Annotated in this window: 20 protein-coding genes; 12 read left to right on the top strand and 8 right to left on the bottom strand. The window is 64.2% G+C overall.

Going from position 1 to position 16,969, the window contains the following annotated elements; translation table 11 throughout:
* Nucleotides 1–58 precede the first annotated feature (58 nt).
* From FNJ47_RS22035 to FNJ47_RS22015, 5 genes are all read left to right on the top strand, one after another.
* A complete protein-coding gene (locus tag FNJ47_RS22035; RefSeq protein WP_163156819.1) occupies nucleotides 59–457 on the top strand; it encodes a metallopeptidase family protein in 399 nt (132 codons plus the stop codon).
* 187 nt (nucleotides 458–644) lie between these two features.
* Nucleotides 645–1,247, top strand: coding sequence for a 3-isopropylmalate dehydratase small subunit (leuD, locus tag FNJ47_RS22030; RefSeq protein ID WP_163156817.1), 603 nt, complete (start codon nucleotides 645–647; stop codon nucleotides 1,245–1,247).
* Between the two features lie 85 nt (nucleotides 1,248–1,332).
* Nucleotides 1,333–2,151, top strand: a complete 819-nt coding sequence (locus FNJ47_RS22025; protein WP_163156815.1) for a glycosyltransferase family 32 protein — start codon at nucleotides 1,333–1,335, stop codon at nucleotides 2,149–2,151.
* A gap of 70 nt (nucleotides 2,152–2,221) precedes the next feature.
* Nucleotides 2,222–2,647 (top strand): hypothetical protein, encoded by a 426-nt coding sequence (locus FNJ47_RS22020; RefSeq protein WP_163156813.1) that lies wholly within the window; start codon nucleotides 2,222–2,224, stop codon nucleotides 2,645–2,647.
* A gap of 10 nt (nucleotides 2,648–2,657) precedes the next feature.
* Nucleotides 2,658–3,017 carry a c-type cytochrome gene (locus FNJ47_RS22015; protein ID WP_163156811.1) on the top strand — a complete coding sequence of 120 codons (360 nt, stop codon included), beginning with the start codon at nucleotides 2,658–2,660 and terminating at the stop codon, nucleotides 3,015–3,017.
* A 71-nt stretch (nucleotides 3,018–3,088) separates the two neighbouring features.
* Here the strand turns inward: FNJ47_RS22015 and FNJ47_RS22010 are convergent, their stop codons facing one another.
* Nucleotides 3,089–3,967, bottom strand: a complete 879-nt coding sequence (locus FNJ47_RS22010) for an HpcH/HpaI aldolase/citrate lyase family protein (RefSeq protein WP_163156809.1) — start codon at nucleotides 3,965–3,967, stop codon at nucleotides 3,089–3,091.
* Between the two features lie 143 nt (nucleotides 3,968–4,110).
* Between FNJ47_RS22010 and FNJ47_RS22005 the strand changes: the two genes are divergently transcribed.
* Nucleotides 4,111–4,767, top strand: coding sequence for a carbonic anhydrase (locus FNJ47_RS22005; protein WP_163156807.1), 657 nt, complete (start codon nucleotides 4,111–4,113; stop codon nucleotides 4,765–4,767).
* Nucleotides 4,768–4,780: 13 nt separating this feature from the next.
* Here FNJ47_RS22005 and FNJ47_RS22000 read toward each other — a convergent pair whose 3' ends face one another.
* A complete protein-coding gene (locus tag FNJ47_RS22000) occupies nucleotides 4,781–5,332 on the bottom strand; it encodes a TIGR00645 family protein (RefSeq protein WP_163156805.1) in 552 nt (183 codons plus the stop codon).
* A 27-nt stretch (nucleotides 5,333–5,359) separates the two neighbouring features.
* On the bottom strand, nucleotides 5,360–6,394 hold the full coding sequence (locus FNJ47_RS21995) for an aspartate-semialdehyde dehydrogenase (RefSeq protein WP_050424961.1): 1,035 nt from the start codon (nucleotides 6,392–6,394) through the stop codon (nucleotides 5,360–5,362).
* A 115-nt stretch (nucleotides 6,395–6,509) separates the two neighbouring features.
* On the opposite strand from FNJ47_RS21995, the gene FNJ47_RS21990 reads away from it, so the two are divergent.
* Nucleotides 6,510–7,304: a hypothetical protein gene (locus FNJ47_RS21990; RefSeq protein ID WP_163156803.1), complete on the top strand. Its 795-nt coding sequence runs from the start codon at nucleotides 6,510–6,512 to the stop codon at nucleotides 7,302–7,304.
* Nucleotides 7,305–7,480: 176 nt separating this feature from the next.
* Complete coding sequence (locus FNJ47_RS21985) at nucleotides 7,481–7,888, top strand: hypothetical protein (protein WP_163156801.1); 408 nt, start codon at nucleotides 7,481–7,483, stop codon at nucleotides 7,886–7,888.
* A gap of 115 nt (nucleotides 7,889–8,003) precedes the next feature.
* On the opposite strand, the gene leuB is transcribed toward FNJ47_RS21985, so the two are convergent.
* Nucleotides 8,004–9,116: a 3-isopropylmalate dehydrogenase gene (gene leuB, locus FNJ47_RS21980; RefSeq protein ID WP_163156799.1), complete on the bottom strand. Its 1,113-nt coding sequence runs from the start codon at nucleotides 9,114–9,116 to the stop codon at nucleotides 8,004–8,006.
* A gap of 159 nt (nucleotides 9,117–9,275) precedes the next feature.
* Between leuB and FNJ47_RS21975 the strand changes: the two genes are divergently transcribed.
* On the top strand, nucleotides 9,276–10,139 hold the full coding sequence (locus tag FNJ47_RS21975) for a DMT family transporter (RefSeq protein ID WP_163156797.1): 864 nt from the start codon (nucleotides 9,276–9,278) through the stop codon (nucleotides 10,137–10,139).
* An 89-nt stretch (nucleotides 10,140–10,228) separates the two neighbouring features.
* Complete coding sequence (locus tag FNJ47_RS21970) at nucleotides 10,229–11,407, top strand: YbfB/YjiJ family MFS transporter (protein ID WP_163156795.1); 1,179 nt, start codon at nucleotides 10,229–10,231, stop codon at nucleotides 11,405–11,407.
* 145 nt (nucleotides 11,408–11,552) lie between these two features.
* Here FNJ47_RS21970 and FNJ47_RS21965 read toward each other — a convergent pair whose 3' ends face one another.
* The 3 genes from FNJ47_RS21965 to FNJ47_RS21955 all read right to left on the bottom strand — a co-directional run bounded on the left by FNJ47_RS21965 (nucleotide 11,553) and on the right by FNJ47_RS21955 (nucleotide 13,716).
* Nucleotides 11,553–12,338 (bottom strand): molybdopterin-binding protein, encoded by a 786-nt coding sequence (locus tag FNJ47_RS21965; protein ID WP_163156793.1) that lies wholly within the window; start codon nucleotides 12,336–12,338, stop codon nucleotides 11,553–11,555.
* A gap of 11 nt (nucleotides 12,339–12,349) precedes the next feature.
* The gene (locus FNJ47_RS21960) at nucleotides 12,350–12,982 is read right to left on the bottom strand and encodes a cytochrome b/b6 domain-containing protein (RefSeq protein ID WP_163156791.1); all 633 of its coding nucleotides are present in this window, start codon (nucleotides 12,980–12,982) and stop codon (nucleotides 12,350–12,352) included.
* 179 nt (nucleotides 12,983–13,161) lie between these two features.
* Nucleotides 13,162–13,716: a fasciclin domain-containing protein gene (locus tag FNJ47_RS21955; RefSeq protein WP_163156789.1), complete on the bottom strand. Its 555-nt coding sequence runs from the start codon at nucleotides 13,714–13,716 to the stop codon at nucleotides 13,162–13,164.
* 325 nt (nucleotides 13,717–14,041) lie between these two features.
* On the opposite strand from FNJ47_RS21955, the gene FNJ47_RS21950 reads away from it, so the two are divergent.
* On the top strand, nucleotides 14,042–15,442 hold the full coding sequence (locus FNJ47_RS21950) for an MFS transporter (RefSeq protein ID WP_163156787.1): 1,401 nt from the start codon (nucleotides 14,042–14,044) through the stop codon (nucleotides 15,440–15,442).
* 209 nt (nucleotides 15,443–15,651) lie between these two features.
* Here FNJ47_RS21950 and FNJ47_RS21945 read toward each other — a convergent pair whose 3' ends face one another.
* Nucleotides 15,652–16,413 carry an SDR family oxidoreductase gene (locus FNJ47_RS21945; RefSeq protein ID WP_163156785.1) on the bottom strand — a complete coding sequence of 254 codons (762 nt, stop codon included), beginning with the start codon at nucleotides 16,411–16,413 and terminating at the stop codon, nucleotides 15,652–15,654.
* Nucleotides 16,414–16,500: 87 nt separating this feature from the next.
* Between FNJ47_RS21945 and FNJ47_RS21940 the strand changes: the two genes are divergently transcribed.
* A partial coding sequence (locus FNJ47_RS21940) for an AMP-binding protein (RefSeq protein ID WP_163156783.1) occupies nucleotides 16,501–16,969 on the top strand: 469 nt, incomplete at its 3' end.

The following is a 16,969-nucleotide window of genomic DNA, read 5'->3' as shown; positions in this document are numbered from 1 at the left end:
GCGCCGCCAAGGTCAACTGCGCTGGCGCCGCCGACAGCACTCGCGCTAAAGGAGTGTCATGTGGACCACAGAAAAAGCCCCCTCGCTCGCCGAGATGGAGGCCATGGCGCACGAGGTTTTCGAGCGCCTGCCCGAGACGTTCCGGGCCCTCTGCGAGGGGCTCATCATCCGTGTCGACGACTTCCCGACCGACGAGGTGCTGGACGAGATGCAGGCCGAGAGCGAGTTCGACCTGCTCGGCCTGTTCCACGGCATCGGCCTGCCGCAGCAGAGCCATGGCGACGTGGCCCGGCTCCCCAACCTGGTCTGGCTGTACCGCCGGCCGATCCTGGACTATTGGGCGGAGCACGACGAGACCCTCGGCCACATCGTCCGCCACGTGCTGATCCATGAGATTGGGCATCATTTCGGCCTCTCGGACGCCGATATGGAGGCGATTGAGGCTGGCGCGGGGTAGAGCGTTTTCGAGCGAAGTGGCCCCCGGTTCGCGTGAAGAAAACGCGTCAAAACGAGAATCTGGAGCCCGTTCCGCTTCCATCGGAACGGAATGGGCGCCAGCTTTGCAGAAATCGCCCTTTTACCGCTGTCACATTCGCGATAGACATCCGGCCCGTATCCCCATTTTTTGCCCGGGAAGAGCACCGATGGACAAGTTCACCACGCTGGAAGGCGTCGCGGCACCGCTGAAGATCATCAATGTCGACACCGACATGATCATTCCGAAGCAGTACCTCAAGACCATCAAGCGCACCGGCCTTGGCAAGGGGCTTTTCTCCGAGCAGCGCTACAAGGATGACGGCAGCGAGAACCCGGATTTCGTTCTCAACCAGTCCGCCTATCGCAACGCGAGGGTGCTGGTCGCCGGCGACAATTTCGGCTGCGGCTCGAGCCGCGAGCATGCGCCCTGGGCGCTGCTCGACTTCGGCATCCGCTGCGTGATCTCGACCTCGTTCGGCGACATCTTCTACAACAACTGCTTCAAGAACGGCATCCTGCCGATCCGCGTGTCGCAGGAGGATCTCGACAAGCTGTTCGACGACGCCGAGCGCGGCGCCAATGCGACGCTGACCATCGACCTCCCCAACCAGGAGATCCGCGGTCCCGACGGCGGCAAGGTGAAGTTCGAGATCGATCCGTTCCGCAAGCACTGCCTGATCAACGGCCTCGACGACATCGGCCTGACGATGGAAAAGAAGAAGTCGATCGACACCTACGAGGCCAAGCTCAAGGAGCGTGCCTGGGCTTGAGGCTCGGCCTATCATCAAGCCCCGGTGCCTTCAGGCGCCGGGGCTTTTCTTTGCCTCTTCACAAACCTGCTGATAGCTGACGCACATGCTGCCTGACATCGTCACCTTCTGGCATGGCTCGATGGACGCGCTGCGCCAGACCTGTCTGCGCTCGCAAGTGGCAGCCGGGCACAAGGTTACTGTCTACAGCTTCGATCCGATTCCCGGTCTGCCCGATGGCGTCGGCAATGCCGAGGCCGAGGCCGTGTTGCCGCACTCGTTCTCGGAGAAGCTGCGTCCGGCCGAGCGCGACGGCTCGTGGCGCGACTGGACCATCCTGCAGTTCAGCGACTTCTTCCGAATGCGGCTGATGACGCAGCGCGCGGGCGTCTGGCTCGATGCCGACGTGCTGCTCTTGAAACCTGTCCAGATCGATCCGGCAAAGCCCTATTTTGCCTGGGAGCGGCCGCGGCAGCTCGGCAATTCGGTGCTGTATCTGCCGCAACATGATCCGATCGTGCGCGCCTTCGAAGCGCTGATGAAGCAGGACGACCTGACGCCGGACTGGCTGGCGCTGCGTCACCGCTTGACCTTTGCGATGCGCAAGCTGCGCGGCAAATCCAATCGCCTCGCCGACATCCGGATCGCGATCTACGGCCCAGCCGCGCTCACAGCGTTGGCGCGCCGCGAAGGCGAGTTGCAGCACGCGCTGCCGAAGCGCTCATTCTATGCGGTGCACGCCGAACCAAAACTGTTCTTCGAGCCGTCGGATTTCTCGCGCTATCTCAATGATCCCGAGATCATCGGTCTGCACATCTCGCCGAAAGGCCGCGGCAAGGAGGCGCCGATCCCCGGCAGCCTCTACGCATGGGCGACGGAGCGCTTTGGGCAGCGGAGCACTTCGGGTAAGCGTCAGCCGATTTGATCTGCCGCAAGGTCGGGCTGCGCAGAAGGCATCATATTGGCATGCCACTCTATGTTGATTGGAGGCGCCCATGACCACCGAAGCTCGGACGTACCCTGTCGTCGAGTATCTGGTCGATGTGTTCGGTGACTGGCTGAAGCATCGGCGGGAGCTTCGCGAACTGCGCGAGCTGGACGATGCAAGTTTCAGCCAGATCGCAAGCGACCTGCGGATCAGCACCAACGATCTCGCGGCACTGGTGCGCCAGGGGCCACACAGCGCCGATGAGCTGCCCAGGCTGCTCACGGCGCTCGGGATCGATCAGGAGAAGCTCGCGCGCACCGAGCCCCTGGTGCTGCGCGACATGGAGCGGGTCTGCAGCCTCTGCGGCCATAAGCGCCAGTGCGACCACGATCTCGCCGCCGGCACGTCCAGCGCACACTTTCACCAATACTGCCTGAACGCCGCAACGATCGATGCGCTGGGCGAGGCCGCAGGTCGCAAGCCGGCGTCGTAAGAGAATGCCGATGCTGAACCAGCACCTCGTCTGGCGTCGTGCGTTGCTGATCTTCCTGATCGTAATGGGGGCGCTCTTCCTGCTGCGCCTGCATAGGGCAGATGGCGTCGAGCAGCCGTCAGAAAGCATCGCCGCCGGACACCGGCTGGCCGAAGCGTGGTGCATGGAATGCCATGTCATCGGCGCGATGCCCACGGGCGCAAAGAAAGTGGCGCCGGACTTCGTCGCCGTCGCCAACCGCCCCTCGACCACCAAGCTCTGGCTGAAGGTGTTCCTCAAGACGAGCCATCCGACGATGCCGAACATCATCGTCGGACCGAGTGAGGCCGATGACCTCGCGAACTATATCATGAGCCTGAAGCGCGACTAGAGCGCGATGAGATCAGTTTGCGTTGCGAGCGAAGGCGCTGCGCTTGGGACGCGCGCCCGAACCCATGATCGTCAATGCCCCATCGCTGCGATTGCGTCGGCGATCGCGATGGTGCGCTTGGCCATCTCGGCGTGTAGGCGCTCCACCATGCGGCCGTCGAGCTGGATCGCGCCGCGCGAGGCGTTCTCCGGCAGTTGGAACGCGGCGATGATCTTGCGCGCCTCGGTGACCTCGGCCTCCGGCGGCGTGAAGATCGCGTTGCAGGCATCGATGTGGCTCGGGTGGATCAGCGTCTTGCCGTCGAAGCCGAGATCGCGGCCCTGCGCGCACTCCTCGGCAAAGCCGTCGACATTGCTGATGTCGCTATAGGGTCCGTCGAGGATTTCGAGCCCGTGGGCGCGCGTCGCCAGGATGCAATGCGTGATCATCGGGATCATCGCCGCGCGGCCCGGCTTCATCCGGATCCGGGTTTCTCGCGCAATGTCGTTCGGCCCGAACACGAAGCCGGCGAGCCGCGTCTCGGAATCCTTCGATGCTGCCGCGAGCTTGTCGGCATCGAGCACCGCGCGCGCGGTCTCGATCATGGCCCAGACCCGGATCGAGGCCGGGGCGTTGATGTCGCTGAGGCGATCGGCGACGGCGTTGAGATCGGCGACGGTGGAGATCTTGGGAACCAGGATGCCGTCCGGCTGCGCCTTGCCGGCCATGCCGATGTCATCGACCCACCAGGGCGAGTCGAGCGCGTTGATGCGGATCAGCACCTCGCGCTTGCCAAAGCCTTTGGCGGCGACCGCCTTGGCGATCTGCTCGCGCGCCACCGCCTTGGCGTCGGGCGCGACCGAATCCTCCAGATCGAGGATGATGCCGTCGACCGCCAGCGTGCGGGCCTTTTCCAGCGCCCGTGCATTCGATCCCGGCATGAACAACAGGCTGCGGCGCGGACGGGTCATCGGCATTCTCCTGGGGGCTTCGGCTCCGCCGCTGTCCAATGTTTGGGCATCGGGCCGGAACCATGCTTCAACGCTGCCGTATCATCTCAGGCTGGACGCCGAAAGTCTTGTTCCCGTCATTCGCATGTGGTTAGCCAGAGGCCATGAAATTCTTTCCGAAGCAGTTGATCGACGGCTACCGGACCTTCGCGACCCAGCGGTTGCCGACTGAACAGTCGCGCTACCGGGACCTGTCGGAACGCGGTCAGTTTCCCGAAACCATGGTGATCGGTTGCTGCGATTCCCGCGTCTCCCCCGAAGTGATCTTCGACGCAGGTCCGGGCGAATTGTTCGTGGTCCGGAACATCGCCAATCTGGTTCCGGTCTATCAGCCCGACAGCAACGCCCACGGCGTGTCGGCCGCGCTGGAATACGCCGTGACCGTGCTGAAGGTGAAGAACATCGTGGTGCTGGGCCATGCCCAGTGCGGCGGCATCCGCGCCTTCGTCGACAAGATCAAGCCGCTCACGCCGGGCGACTTCATCGGCAAATGGATGCAGATGTTCATCAAGCCGGGCGAGGTGGTCGAGCAGCGCGAGCATGAAAGCTTGCTGGACTTCGTCACCCGCATCGAGAAGGCCGCGGTGTTCCGCTCGCTGGAGAACCTGATGACCTTCCCGTTCGTCCGCGAACGCGTGGAGAGCGGCGAGATGCAGCTGCACGGCGCCTATTTCGGCGTCGCCGAAGGCTCGCTGTTCGTGCTCGACCGGACCGCGAAGGAATTCATCAGCGTCGCCGATGCGCTGAAGGCCTCCGAGTAGCTGGACCTATCGGCTACTCATCACCGTGAGTGCCGCCCCAGCGATCGGACAGCGCGAGCAATAGCGCCGAGATCACGAACACCAGGTGCACGGCGACGAGCCAGGTCATCCGCGTCGCGTCGAACGCGGCATCTATGTTGAGAAACGCTTCCAGCACGTGGATCGCGGAGATCGCGACGATCGAAGCGAGCAGCTTCTGCTTCAGCCCGGCGAAGTCGATCCTGGTGATCCAGATCGGCCAGTTCGGGTTGCCCGACGTGTCGATGCGCGAGACGAAGTTCTCGTAGCCCGAGAACACCACGATCAGAATGAGATTGGCGACCAGCGTGACGTCGATCAGCGCCAGCGCATCGAGGATGACTTCCGTCGATTTGTAGCCGGCCGCATGCAGGACGAACTCCCAGAGCATGCGCGCGAATTTCAGCAGCAGTACCGCCAGCGCCACGACCAGGCCGACATAGAACGGCGCCATCAGCCAGCGGCTGTTGAACAGCACATATTCGAAGCCGCGCATGATGCGCGGCGTCGAGGGACTCGACGGGACGGGAGCCGACTGTTCCGACATGGTTGCGCCCCCGTTGGTCCCCGCCCGTCAGGCCGCTTTCTGCTTCGCGGTGATCAGCTTGCGGTTGATCAGGACTTCTGCGATCTGCACGGCATTGAGCGCCGCACCCTTGCGCAGATTGTCCGACACGCACCAGAACGCCAGACCGTTCTCCACGGTGGCGTCCTCGCGGATGCGGCTGATATAGGTCGCGTCCTCGCCGGCGGCCTCATAGGGCGTGACGTAGCCGCCCGGCTCGTGCTTGTCGATCACGAGGCAGCCCGGCGCATTGCGCAGAATGTTGCGCGCCTCGTCCGCGGTGATCGGATTGGCGAACTCGACATTGACCGCTTCGGAGTGACCGACGAAGACAGGCACGCGCACGCAGGTCGCGGTCAACTTGATCTTGGGATCAAGGATCTTCTTGGTCTCCGCCATCATCTTCCACTCTTCCTTGGTGAAGCCGTCTTCCATGAAGACGTCGATCTGGGGGATGACGTTGAAGGCGATACGCTTGGGAAACTTCTTATTGATCAGCTCGTCATTGGTGTAGACGGCCTTGGTCTGCGAGAACAATTCGTCCATCGCATCCTTGCCGGCGCCCGACACCGATTGATAGGTCGAGACCACGACGCGCGTGATCGTCGCCTTGTCATGCAGCGGCTTCAGCGCGACGACGAGCTGCGCGGTCGAGCAGTTCGGGTTGGCGATGATGTTCTTCTTGGTGAAGCCCGCGGCCGCATCCGCGTTCACTTCCGGCACGATCAACGGCACGTCCGGGTCCATCCGCCAGGCCGATGAATTGTCGATCACGACCGCACCGGCGGCGCCGATCTTGGGCGACCACTCCTTGGAGACCGAGCCGCCGGCCGACATCAGGCAGATGTCGATGTCGGAGAAATCATAATGCTCGAGCGCCTTCACCTTCAGCGTGCGGTCACCATAGGAGACCTCGATGCCGACACTGCGGCGCGAGGCCAGCACGACGACCTCGTCGGCGGGGAATTTGCGCTCATCAAGAATGTTGAGCATTTCGCGCCCGACATTGCCGGTCGCACCGACCACCGCGACTTTGTAACCCATCGTTCACTCTCCGACGAAAAATGCCCGTTCCCCCGCTGTCAGCGGAAAGGGAAGAGGCAGCGCTTCTATGCGAGAAACCCCGTCAAGACAACGTTGCGTAGCTTTGAGCGTTTTGATGCGTTTATTTCGGGCCGATCCGGCCGCGCCCCATCATACGGGAAATCCGTCAGCCCTGACGAGCTTCGTCGATGAGGTGTACGCCACGCTCTGCGGGCTGTTCGCCTATGCCGCCGTGCTCGCGCTGTTTGTCGTCCTCGGAAACTATCTATGGAAGCAACTGCCGGACGCAACCGCGACTACGGCGCCGGCCGCTACAAGCTGGAGCCCGGCCGGCCGCTCGGCCCCTGCCTTCGCCATCAGCAAGCTCGATCAGCGAGATAAAACAGAGACTTACGAAATCTTCCGGCACCCCGAGGGCGGCCGCAAGGACGTCTTCCGCTGGACCGACGCCGATGGCGCGCCGGCGGCCGAGCTGGAAATCTACCGCCCTGGCGGCGAAGCCATGGAGCCCGCGGTCACCGAGATTGCCGGGCGGCTCGTCCCGGGCGGCACAGGCGAGCTCGAGGCCGCCGGCATCGTCGACAGCAAGTTCGGCAGCGTCACCTTGCTGCGCCCGGCGCGGCAGGATGGCAGCCGCGCCTGCCTCGGCTTCCTCAAGCAGGCCGACGCGCCCGACCTCAGGATATCAGGCTGGACCTGCCAGGGCACCGGCCTGCCCGCGCAGCGCGCCGCGATCGTCTGCATGCTGAACCGCCTGACCCTGCTGGCCGCGGGCAATGACCCTCGGCTCGCCGCCCTGTTCGCGCATGCCGAGCTGCGCCGCACCGACTGCGTTACCTCCGGCGGGCCCGCCCTGTCGGCCGACTGGGTCATGGGCAGCCAGAACCCGCTTCTGCGCGGCGCGCTTTGATGGCGAGACCGTGGCAAGGCACTGGTTTTCATGAAACTTTTGCGCCGGGACACTAATTATCTCTGGCGGTGTGGCGCAATTGACCTAGTGACGGCCTCCCCACCATGGCTACAATGTGTTCCAAGTGATTTTGGCGGACGCGCCAGCCCCGATGGGGCCGCAATGACGAGGATGCGATGACCTTGAATTTCCCTGCCGCGAACAAGCTCGTGGTGTTGCTTGCCGCGGCTGCCGTCACGGTAACCGCATTCGGCATGACCGCGGCCAGCGCGCAGCAGACCCCGAGCAAGCGCAAGCAGCAAGAGCAGTATGACCGCGACGGCCGCCGTTACTACGGTGCGCAGGGTCCGAACCGGGTCTATCAGCAGGGGCCGCGCACCCGCGTTTACGTCACCACGCGCTCGTGGCTCGACGCCGGCACCGAAGTGCTGCCGGGCGACCGCAAGTTCAACGACTACGCCTATCCGCCGGATGTCGGCTACCCGTCCTTCGCGCGCGAGAACAACAACCGCCCGATCGACCGCCAGCCGCTCAGCCCGCCGGCCGATCTCGGCGGCTATCCGCGCAGCTTCCCGCTGTACTGAGAATTTCGGCTGATGGCCGATACGAAAATGCCCGGCTCCGGCCGGGCATTTTGCTTTTTGGACTTTCCGTCATTCCGGGCGATGGAACGCATGCCCCGGAATGACGAAGCAGCCGTTACGCGTGCAGCTTCTGCAATTCCTTCAGGATCGCCTCGCCCATCTGCGCCGTGCTGACCGGCGTGGTGCCGGCCGACTTGATGTCGGCGGTGCGCAGGCCATTGTCGAGCACGGCCGCGATCGCAGCGTCGACCTTGTCGGCGAGATCGCCCATGCCGAAGGAATAGCGCAGCGCCATGCCGAACGAGGCGATCATCGCGATCGGATTGGCAAGCCCCTTGCCGGCGATATCGGGCGCCGAGCCGTGCACCGGCTCATACAAAGCCTTGCGCTCCTTGGTCTTGGCGTCCTCCTTGCCGAGCGACGCCGACGGCAGCAGGCCGAGCGAGCCCGTGAGCATCGCCGCGATGTCGGACAGCATGTCGCCGAACAGATTGTCGGTGACGATGACGTCGAACTGCTTCGGCGTCTTGACGAGGTTCATGCCGCCGGAATCGGCGAGCTGATGCTCCAGCGTGACGTCCTTGTATTCGCGCGCATGGACCTGGGTCATGACCTCGTTCCAGAGCACGCCCGACTTCATGACGTTGCGCTTTTCCATCGAGGTCACCTTGTTCTTGCGCTTGCGCGCCAGCTCGAAGGCGACGCGGCCGATGCGCTCGATCTCGAAGGTGTCGTAGACCTGCGTGTCGATCGCGCGCTTCTGGCCGTTGCCGAGATCGGTGATGGTCTTCGGCTCGCCGAAATAGACGCCGCCGGTGAGCTCGCGCACGATCATGATGTCGAGGCCCTCGACCACTTCGCGCTTCAGGCTCGAGGCATCGGCCAACGCCGGGTAGCACACCGCCGGACGCAGATTGGCGAACAGGGCGAGATCCTTGCGCAGCCGCAGCAGGCCGGCCTCGGGGCGCACCTCATAGGGCACGCTGTCCCACTTCGGACCGCCGACCGCACCGAAGATCACGGCATCGGCCGCATTGGCCTTGGCCATGTCGCCCTCGGAGATCGACACCTTGTGCGCGTCATAGGCGGAGCCGCCGACCAGGCCCTGCTCGGTCTCGAACTTGGCGATGCCCTGCGCATTCAGCCAGTCGATCACGCGCTGCACCTCGGCCATCACTTCGGGGCCGATGCCGTCGCCGGGGAGAAGCAGCAGTTTATGGGTCGCCATGGTCGTTACCTCATTCAATCGGGCATGCCCGCCATCGTCAGGCGCGAGTGCTAAAACGCCCCGCATCGATTGGCAAGGCGCCCCGAACGGGGCCAAAATGCCCCCTAACGAGCCAACCGCGCCCCAAGAAGCTCACAAGAAGCCAACAAGACGGACCTCATGACCGCAGCCATCGTCTACGCCTTCGCCTCGGCCATTTTCCTCGGCGCCGGGGTGGTGCTGGCGCAACTTGGCCTGCGCACCGTCGAGCCACTGTCGGGTGCCGCGATCAGCGTGCCCTCCTTCACCCTGCTGTTCCTGTTGCTGTCGCCTTTGATCCTGCAAGGCGAGCCGGTGGTCTGGCGCGGTCTGCCGGTCTTCATGGCCCTCGGCCTGTTCTTTCCGGCCTCGCTGACGCTGCTCACCTTCGCCTCGAACCGGGCGCTTGGGCCGGTCATCACCTCGACATTGGGCAATCTGGCGCCGCTGTTTGCGGTCACCACCGCCGTGGTGCTGCTGCATGAGCCGCTCGCGCCTCAGCAGCTCGTCGGCCTCGTCGTTGCAGTGGCCGGTGCCGCGATCATCACCGTGACCCGGCCGCGCGACCTCGGTCATTGGCGCAGCTGGGCGCTGCTGCTGCCGCTCGCGAGCGCGCTGGTACGCGGTGTGGCGCCGCCGATCGCCAAGATCGGGCTGGCGATCTGGCCGAGCCCGCTGTGGGCCTGCCTGATCGGCTACATCATGTCCTCGCTGGTGGTGCTGACGGTGCAGCGCGTCCGCAAGGGTAGCTTCATGGTGCAGGCGTCGCGCGACGGCCGATTCTGGTTCACGCTGACCGGAATCAGCAACGGGCTCAGCGCGCTCAGCCTGTTCGCCGCGGTCCGCAACGGCCCGATCACAATGGTGGCGCCGCTCGCTGCGATCTACCCGCTGGTCACCGTGGCGCTGAGCGCGGTGATGCTCAAGCATGTCGAGATCACCGCGCGGATCGTCGCCGGAACCCTGCTGACCGTCGCCGGCGTCGCGCTGGTCCTGATCGCCTGATTGCCCGATACGCAAGACAGTGTTGCTGCCTCTAGCGCTGGGCAGGACCGCCGCAGCCTGCCACAATGCCTGCATTGCCGGAGTGAATTGTGAGAGCCCCCGCCCCATCCTACCCGCATCCCGCGCGGTTGATCCTTATTTTGTCGCTCGCACCCACAGTCGGTCTCGGCATCGGCCGTTTCGCCTATTCGCTGGTGCTGCCCGACATGCGCGAGCAGCTGGCCTGGTCGTATTCGGCCGCCGGCTTCATGAACACCATCAATGCCGCCGGCTATCTGGCCGGCGCGCTGTTCGCCTCACGCCTGATCCAGCGCTTCGGGCTGGCGGCATCGGTGCGCTGGTCGACGCTCGCCTGCGCGCTGTCGCTGGCGCTATGCGCCATCTCGGGCAATTTCGCCGTGCTGAGCTTTGCCCGCCTGCTGGTCGGCTTCGCCGCCGCGATCGGCTTCGTCGGCGGCGGCGCGCTGGCGGCAACCATCGCGCAGTCGCGGCCGGAACGCGCCAACTTCCTGCTCAGCCTGTTCTATGCCGGGCCGGGCATCGGTATCCTGGCATCCGGCCTGATCGCCCCCTTCGTGCTGCAGGGCTTTGGCGCCGGCTCATGGTGGATCGTGTGGTGGGCGATGACCTTGCTCTCCGCGATCATGATCGTGCCGCTGATGCTGGCCCCATTCCACGCCGATGCTTTCGCCGGCGGCATCGTGCGGACCAAGTTCGCGATCATGCCGGTGGTGATCTACCTCGCCGCCTATTTCCTGTTCGGCGCCGGCTACATCGCCTACATGACCTTCATGATCGCCTATGTCCGCGACGGCGGCGGCGGCGCCGTTGCACAGAGCGCGTTCTGGAGCCTGATCGGCGTCAGCGCCTTCGTCACGCCATGGGTCTGGCGACGGGTGCTGGCGCTCGACCGCGGCGGGCTCGCCACCACCATCATCCTCGGTGCCAATGCACTCGGCGCGGCTCTACCGATCTTCGGGCATTCGCCGCTGCTGCTTGGGATTTCCGCGCTGGTGTTCGGCGTCGCGTTCTTCGCGGTGGTTGGGTCAACGACCGCCTTCGTGCGCTTCAACTACCCGCCGGAAGCCTGGCCGACCGCGATTGCGGCGATGACCATCGCCTTCGGTATCGGCCAGACGCTCGGGCCGATCGTGGTCGGCGCCATCACCGACGCCATGGGCAGCCTGTCGTTTGCGTTGAACGTTTCCGCCGCGATGCTCGCGCTGGGGGCGGTGCTATCGGCATTTCAGAGGAAGGTCGGGCCGTAGCCCCTCGTCGTCATTCCGGGATGCGCCGCTAGGCGCAGGCCCGGAATCCATTTTGCCGCGAAGCTTGTGTCACGATGGATTCCGGGCTCTCGCTTCGCGAGCCCTCAGGTGCGCAATTGCGCACCGGGGAATGACGAGGCGAGAGCTAACTCCCGCTGAACGAATTATACCCCTGGTCTTCCCAGTAGCCGCCCTTGTAGTCGTTGGTGACTTCCATCGAGAGCACGTATTTCGGGTTCTTGAAGCCGAGTTTTGTGGGCACCCGGATCTTCATCGGAAAGCCGTAGGCGCGCGGCAGGATCTCGTCGCCGAATTTGAACGTCATCTGGGTCTGCGGATGCAGAGCGGTGCGCATGTCGAGCGGCGAGTTGTAGCCGTCCTTGTCGGCACACTGGAACCAGACATATTTGGCGTGCGTGTCGGCGCCGACGAGATTGAGGAAATCGCGCAACGGCGTGCCGGTCCAGCTGCCGATCGCGCTCCAGCCCTCGACGCAGATGTGGCGCGTCACCTGCTTGACCTGCGGCAGCTTGTACAATTCGTCGAGCGTCCACGACTTCTTGTTGTCGACCAGGCCGCGTACCTCGAGCTTCCAGTCCGCACCTGCGATCTCCGGCGCCTCGTCAAGACCGTAGTAGGCATTGAACGGGAACGGCTTGGTGATCATGCTCTCGGGGAAGGTCGGGGCCAGCGCATCCGGATTGAACATCCAGGCCTGCACCGCGTCGTTGAACTTCGAGACCTTCTTCAGCAATTCCTCAGCCGACGACGAATCGACCACGTCGCAGCCGGTCAGCAGCGTCAGCGCACCGAGGCTGGTCCCCGCCGTGATGAAACGGCGGCGCGTCAGCTCCGGCATCGTCTTTACTGCATCGCGCACGAGCAGCTTCTTGTCGACACCGGGGATCAGGAGCTTGCGGAGACGACCCATTTTATCCTCCCTCAGCGCCCAATGATCATCGCGCGCAGGCTCTTCGGCACCAGCAGCGCGAGCGCGACATGGATCACCAGGAAGGCGACGATCAGCGCCATGCAGGTGAAGTGGACATAGCGCGCGATGTCGTAGCCGCCGAACAGCGATACCAGCCAATGCAATTGAACAGGTTTCCACATCGACAGGCCGGACAACACGATGACGACGCCGACGACGATGATGCCGGTATAGAGCAGCTTCTGCACCGAATTGTACTTGCTGAGATCGTCATGCGACAGCTTGAAGGTCAGCGCCGCCTTGGTGTCGGAAATCACGCCCGCAGGGGTGATCGGCAGCAGCTTCTTGCGGAAGCGGCCGGTGGCGAACCCCAGCGCCAGATAGATCAGGCCGTTGACCATCAACAGCCACATCGCGGCGAAGTGCCAGAGCAGCGCACCGCCGAGCCAGCCGCCAAGCGTGATGTTCGAGGAGAAGCTGAAGCCGAACAGCGGCGAAGCGTTGTAGATCTGCCAGCCGGACATGATCATCAGGATCATCGCGACTGCGTTGACCCAGTGCACCATGCGCACCCAGACCGGCTGGATCACCTTCGCCGGTGTTGCGGTCTCTGCCTGGTGGTCACTGACGGCAAGGCTCGTCATGGAAGTTCTCTGCTGGTGGTCGTTACCGGCTTATACGCCCGGAACCGGCCTTCCGTTACGGGTTCGCGCATCATCAGTTTGATATAGGGCACTTCATCTGGTCACAAAAATGCGAGCCGGGGCGAGGCTCCGGCTCGCTATTCGTAAGGCGATCAGGGACGAAATCGACCCGTCGGGTGTTAGGTCGCCGGCATCAGCACGGTGTCGACCACATGGATGACGCCGTTCGACTGGTTGACGTTGGAGATCGTCACCATCGAGGTGCCGCCCTTGGCATCGATGATCCAGACCTTGCCGTCCTGGTGCTTCACGGTCAGTTCCTCGCCCTCGGCGGTCTTCAGCTTCTTGCCGTCGGTGAGGTCGGAGGCCTCGAGCTTGCCCGGCACCACATGGTAGGTGAGGATCTTGGTCAAGGTCGCCTTGTTCTCGGGCTTGACCAGATTGTCGACGGTTCCGGCCGGCAGCTTGCCGAACGCGGCGTTGGTCGGCGCAAACACCGTGAACGGGCCCTTGCCTTCCAGCGTGCTGACGAGGCCGGCGGCCTTCACGGCGGCGACGAGGGTGGTGTGATCCTTCGAATTGACGGCGTTCTGGACGATGTTCTTCGAGGGGAACATCGCGGCGCCGCCGACCATCACGGTCTTTTCCTCGGCGCGGACCGGCGCCACGACGGTGGCCGTGATCGCGAGGGCGCTGAAGGCGGCGGCAGCGAGATAGGCAATACGCTTCGACATGGTTCGTCTCCCGATGGGTAATCCAGCCGGCGACGTCATCGCCGGCGATGAAGGGGCAACGACGCGCTTGGGTTGATCATTGCGACGTCGTTGGCCGAGCTACGGGAGGTTTTCAGGGCGGTTTCCGGAAATAAATCTTTGTGATTGCTGAAACCGGTTGGGGCGCGCTTCGTATGCGCGGTGCTTCGCGCGACCGATTGAGCATTCCATCGAACGGAATGGACGGGTGCGCTGCCGCGAGCAATTCGCTTGCCGCCATGGCGCGATTGGTTCAGCCTGAGATTGCGGCGCGATTTCGCAGCAGGCGGCAGTGGGGAAAACAATCATGAGCAGCATCACGGCTGATGGTCACGCCGCGCCTGCGATGAACGATGCGAGCAATGACATCGGTCCGCTCGAGCAGAAGCACCTGCAATACGCCAACTACCGCGCCGTCGCAGGGAGCACGGAGCTCACGAAAACGCATTGGCACATCGCCACCGCCAATGCGCTCGGCTGGGGTTTCGACGGCATGGACGGCGTGATCTTCGCGCTGATCTCGCCGATGGTGATCAAGGACTTTGCGCTGACCCTGCCCGAATATCGGTCGGGCATGCAGATCGCGCTGTTCGTCGGCATCGCCGGCCTCTATTTCTGGCCATGGCTTGCCGACCGCTACGGCCGCCGTACGTTGCTCGCCGTCAACATCGCGCTGTTCTCGCTCCTGATGCCGGTCGCGGCGCTGTCGCCGACCTTCGCGGTCTTCGTCATCGCGCGCTCGCTGCTGTTCTTCGCGCTCAACGGCGAGTGGTCGCTGGGCTCGATGCTGGTGGCGGAAACCTGGCCGGCGCGGCTGCGCGGCCGGGTCATCAGCATCACGCGCTCGGCCTGGTGCCTCGGCGCCACGCTCGCCGGCGCGATCACTGGCCTGGTCGCCGCCAATTACGGCTGGCGGATCGCCGTGATGGTGCCTGGCGCGATTGCGCTGCTTGCGATCTATATCCGCTCCACCTGTCCGGAATCGCCCTATTGGGTGCGGTCGCAGGACCGCAAGCGGCGCATCTCGGAGACGCTGGCGCGCGGCGGCACGGTCAGCGACGAGGACAGCGCCTGGTTCGGCAAGGCCAAATCGGTCGGCATCCGCCAGGTGTTCCTGCCCGACGTGCTGCCCTCGACGCTGGTCGCGCTGTTCGTCGCCTGTGCCTCGACCTGCATCTACGGCACCGTCGGCGCCTGGATGCCGCTTTACCTCTCGACCGAGAAGCACTGGTCGACGACCGAATACAGCCTGTTCTACGTGTTCTACGGCCTCTGCGGCTTTCTCGGCCTGTGCCTGGTCGGCTGGCTGATCGACAAGATCGGCCGCCGCCGCACCTTCATCATCACCCTGATCGAGGGCGCCATCTTCATGACGCTTTGGGTCTATTCCGAGGACCGCGTCCTGCTGTGGACGTTCGGGCTGCTCTGGTGTCTCGGCTTCCTCGGCTTCTGGGGCCCGAGCACGACGCTGACGGCGGAAATCTTCCCGACCCGGATCCGCGGCGCCGCCAACGGCGTGGTCTGGGCGATCGCCTATTTCGTCGGCTTCGTGCTGTTTCCGTTCGTCTCGATCGCACTCCAGCAGCACACCGGCTCGTTCGCGCTGGCGTTCCTCTGCATCCCCGTGCTGATGATCGCGATGGCGATCGGCGTGTTCCTGTTCGTGCCGGAGCACTCCGGCAAGGAGCTGAACGAGATCAGCGAGTGAAATAGATCGCAGATCCATCCACACTGTCGCACCGGCCGAGCCACCGGGTCGGCGCGAAGCGCCGCCCGACGACAGGCTCCGCGCGAGCCGGGACCCATAGCCACGAATGGTCGTTTTGCGAAGGCTGTAGCTCCAGCCTTTCCTGACAACCAATATCGGTGGTTATGGGTCCCTGCTTTCGCAGGGACGACACGCTGAGGGAGCTCGGCCTAATCCCTGTTCGCCGGTGTCTGAATAAAACCGCGGTTGTGGGTCGGGCTGATGAGGATCTCGTTCATGCAGACCCGCGCCGGCATGCTGGCGACGAAGGCGATGGTGCGGCCGCAATCCTCGGGCTGCAGCATCCTGGCCTGCTCGGCTTCGCTCGGCACCACCGGACGCTGCTTCAGGATCGGGGTCGCGACCTCGCCCGGCGACAGGCAACAGGCGCGCAGACCATTGACGCATTCGTCCATGTTGAAGGAATGGGTCAGCGCCAGCACCGCGTGCTTGGTCGTGGTGTAGGCCGGGCCCGGCATCTTGGAAACATGGCGGCCGGCCCAGGAGGCGACGTTGATGATGCAGCCGTCCTGCTGCTTGCGCATCGTCGGCAGCACCGCGCGCATGCAATAGAGCACGCCGTTGAGGTTGACCTCGACGAGCTTGTCCCAGCCTTCCAGTTCCATGTCGGCCCAGCTGCGCTTCGGCACGTTGATGCCGGCGCTGTTGACCAGGAGGTCGATGCGGCCATGCCTGGCGACGATCGCCTCGGCCGCCTTGTTGACGTCGGCCTTGCTGCTGACGTCGAGCGGGATCGCCTCGGCCTTGCCGCCCTTTTTGGTGATGTTGGCCACCACGCGGTCGAGCTCTTCCTTGCGGCGGCCGGAGACCACCACCGTCCAGCCGTCCGCCGCCAGGAATTCCGCCCCGGATTCGCCGATTCCGGTGCCGCCGCCGGTGACCCAGGCCACGCGTTTCCCATTATTTGTCATGCAAACTGTCTCCGTTGCTTTCCGAAGGGCGTTCTTGCTAATCCAACCGGAGTTTTACCGGCGCTTTCGCCCCTCAGGGGATGTTGCATGAACACGACCACCAACGCCAATCTGTTTTCCCGCCTGTTCGACGGCCTCGACGACCCCAACCGGCTCGCGATCGAGCAGCTCGACGGCAGCCGCATCTCCTATGGCGATTTGATCGCGCGCGCGGGCCAGATGGCGAACGTGCTGGTGGAACGCGGCGTTAAGCCGGGTGACCGGGTCGCGGCGCAGACCGAGAAATCGGTTTCGGCCCTGGTGCTCTATCTCGCCACCGTGCGCACCGGCGGCGTCTATCTGCCGCTCAACACCGCCTATACGCTGAACGAGCTCGAATACTTCATTACCGACGCCGAGCCGGCGCTGGTGGTCTGCGATCCGTCCAAGCTGGACGGCATCAGGGCAATCGCCGCCAAGGTGGGCGCGAAGGTCGAGACGCTCGATTCCAGCGGCAAGGGCTCGCTGACCGAGGCCGCCGACAAGGCGCCGAAGGAATTCACCACCGTGCAGCGCG

The sequence above is a fragment of the Bradyrhizobium uaiense genome (genome assembly GCF_010811875.1).
In the GTDB taxonomy this organism is placed as follows: domain Bacteria; phylum Pseudomonadota; class Alphaproteobacteria; order Rhizobiales; family Xanthobacteraceae; genus Bradyrhizobium; species Bradyrhizobium uaiense.
This window is presented reverse-complemented; position numbering and strand designations above follow the sequence as displayed.

What these genes read in the sequence shown, in the direction of transcription:
- FNJ47_RS21995 (WP_050424961.1), bottom strand. Translation starts at nt 6,394, where the DNA reads ATGGGTTACAAAGTCGCGGTGGTCGGTGCGACCGGCAATGTCGGGCGC.
- leuD (WP_163156817.1), top strand. Translation starts at nt 645, where the DNA reads ATGGACAAGTTCACCACGCTGGAAGGCGTCGCGGCACCGCTGAAGATC.
- leuB (WP_163156799.1), bottom strand. Translation starts at nt 9,116, where the DNA reads ATGGCGACCCATAAACTGCTGCTTCTCCCCGGCGACGGCATCGGCCCC.
- FNJ47_RS21945 (WP_163156785.1), bottom strand. Translation starts at nt 16,413, where the DNA reads ATGACAAATAATGGGAAACGCGTGGCCTGGGTCACCGGCGGCGGCACC.
- FNJ47_RS21990 (WP_163156803.1), top strand. Translation starts at nt 6,510, where the DNA reads ATGCGTTTATTTCGGGCCGATCCGGCCGCGCCCCATCATACGGGAAAT.
- FNJ47_RS21955 (WP_163156789.1), bottom strand. Translation starts at nt 13,716, where the DNA reads ATGTCGAAGCGTATTGCCTATCTCGCTGCCGCCGCCTTCAGCGCCCTC.
- FNJ47_RS22010 (WP_163156809.1), bottom strand. Translation starts at nt 3,967, where the DNA reads ATGACCCGTCCGCGCCGCAGCCTGTTGTTCATGCCGGGATCGAATGCA.
- FNJ47_RS21975 (WP_163156797.1), top strand. Translation starts at nt 9,276, where the DNA reads ATGACCGCAGCCATCGTCTACGCCTTCGCCTCGGCCATTTTCCTCGGC.
- FNJ47_RS21965 (WP_163156793.1), bottom strand. Translation starts at nt 12,338, where the DNA reads ATGGGTCGTCTCCGCAAGCTCCTGATCCCCGGTGTCGACAAGAAGCTG.
- FNJ47_RS22025 (WP_163156815.1), top strand. Translation starts at nt 1,333, where the DNA reads ATGCTGCCTGACATCGTCACCTTCTGGCATGGCTCGATGGACGCGCTG.
- FNJ47_RS22000 (WP_163156805.1), bottom strand. Translation starts at nt 5,332, where the DNA reads ATGTCGGAACAGTCGGCTCCCGTCCCGTCGAGTCCCTCGACGCCGCGC.
- FNJ47_RS21960 (WP_163156791.1), bottom strand. Translation starts at nt 12,982, where the DNA reads ATGACGAGCCTTGCCGTCAGTGACCACCAGGCAGAGACCGCAACACCG.
- FNJ47_RS21985 (WP_163156801.1), top strand. Translation starts at nt 7,481, where the DNA reads ATGACCTTGAATTTCCCTGCCGCGAACAAGCTCGTGGTGTTGCTTGCC.
- FNJ47_RS22005 (WP_163156807.1), top strand. Translation starts at nt 4,111, where the DNA reads ATGAAATTCTTTCCGAAGCAGTTGATCGACGGCTACCGGACCTTCGCG.
- FNJ47_RS22015 (WP_163156811.1), top strand. Translation starts at nt 2,658, where the DNA reads ATGCTGAACCAGCACCTCGTCTGGCGTCGTGCGTTGCTGATCTTCCTG.
- FNJ47_RS22035 (WP_163156819.1), top strand. Translation starts at nt 59, where the DNA reads ATGTGGACCACAGAAAAAGCCCCCTCGCTCGCCGAGATGGAGGCCATG.
- FNJ47_RS22020 (WP_163156813.1), top strand. Translation starts at nt 2,222, where the DNA reads ATGACCACCGAAGCTCGGACGTACCCTGTCGTCGAGTATCTGGTCGAT.
- FNJ47_RS21950 (WP_163156787.1), top strand. Translation starts at nt 14,042, where the DNA reads ATGAGCAGCATCACGGCTGATGGTCACGCCGCGCCTGCGATGAACGAT.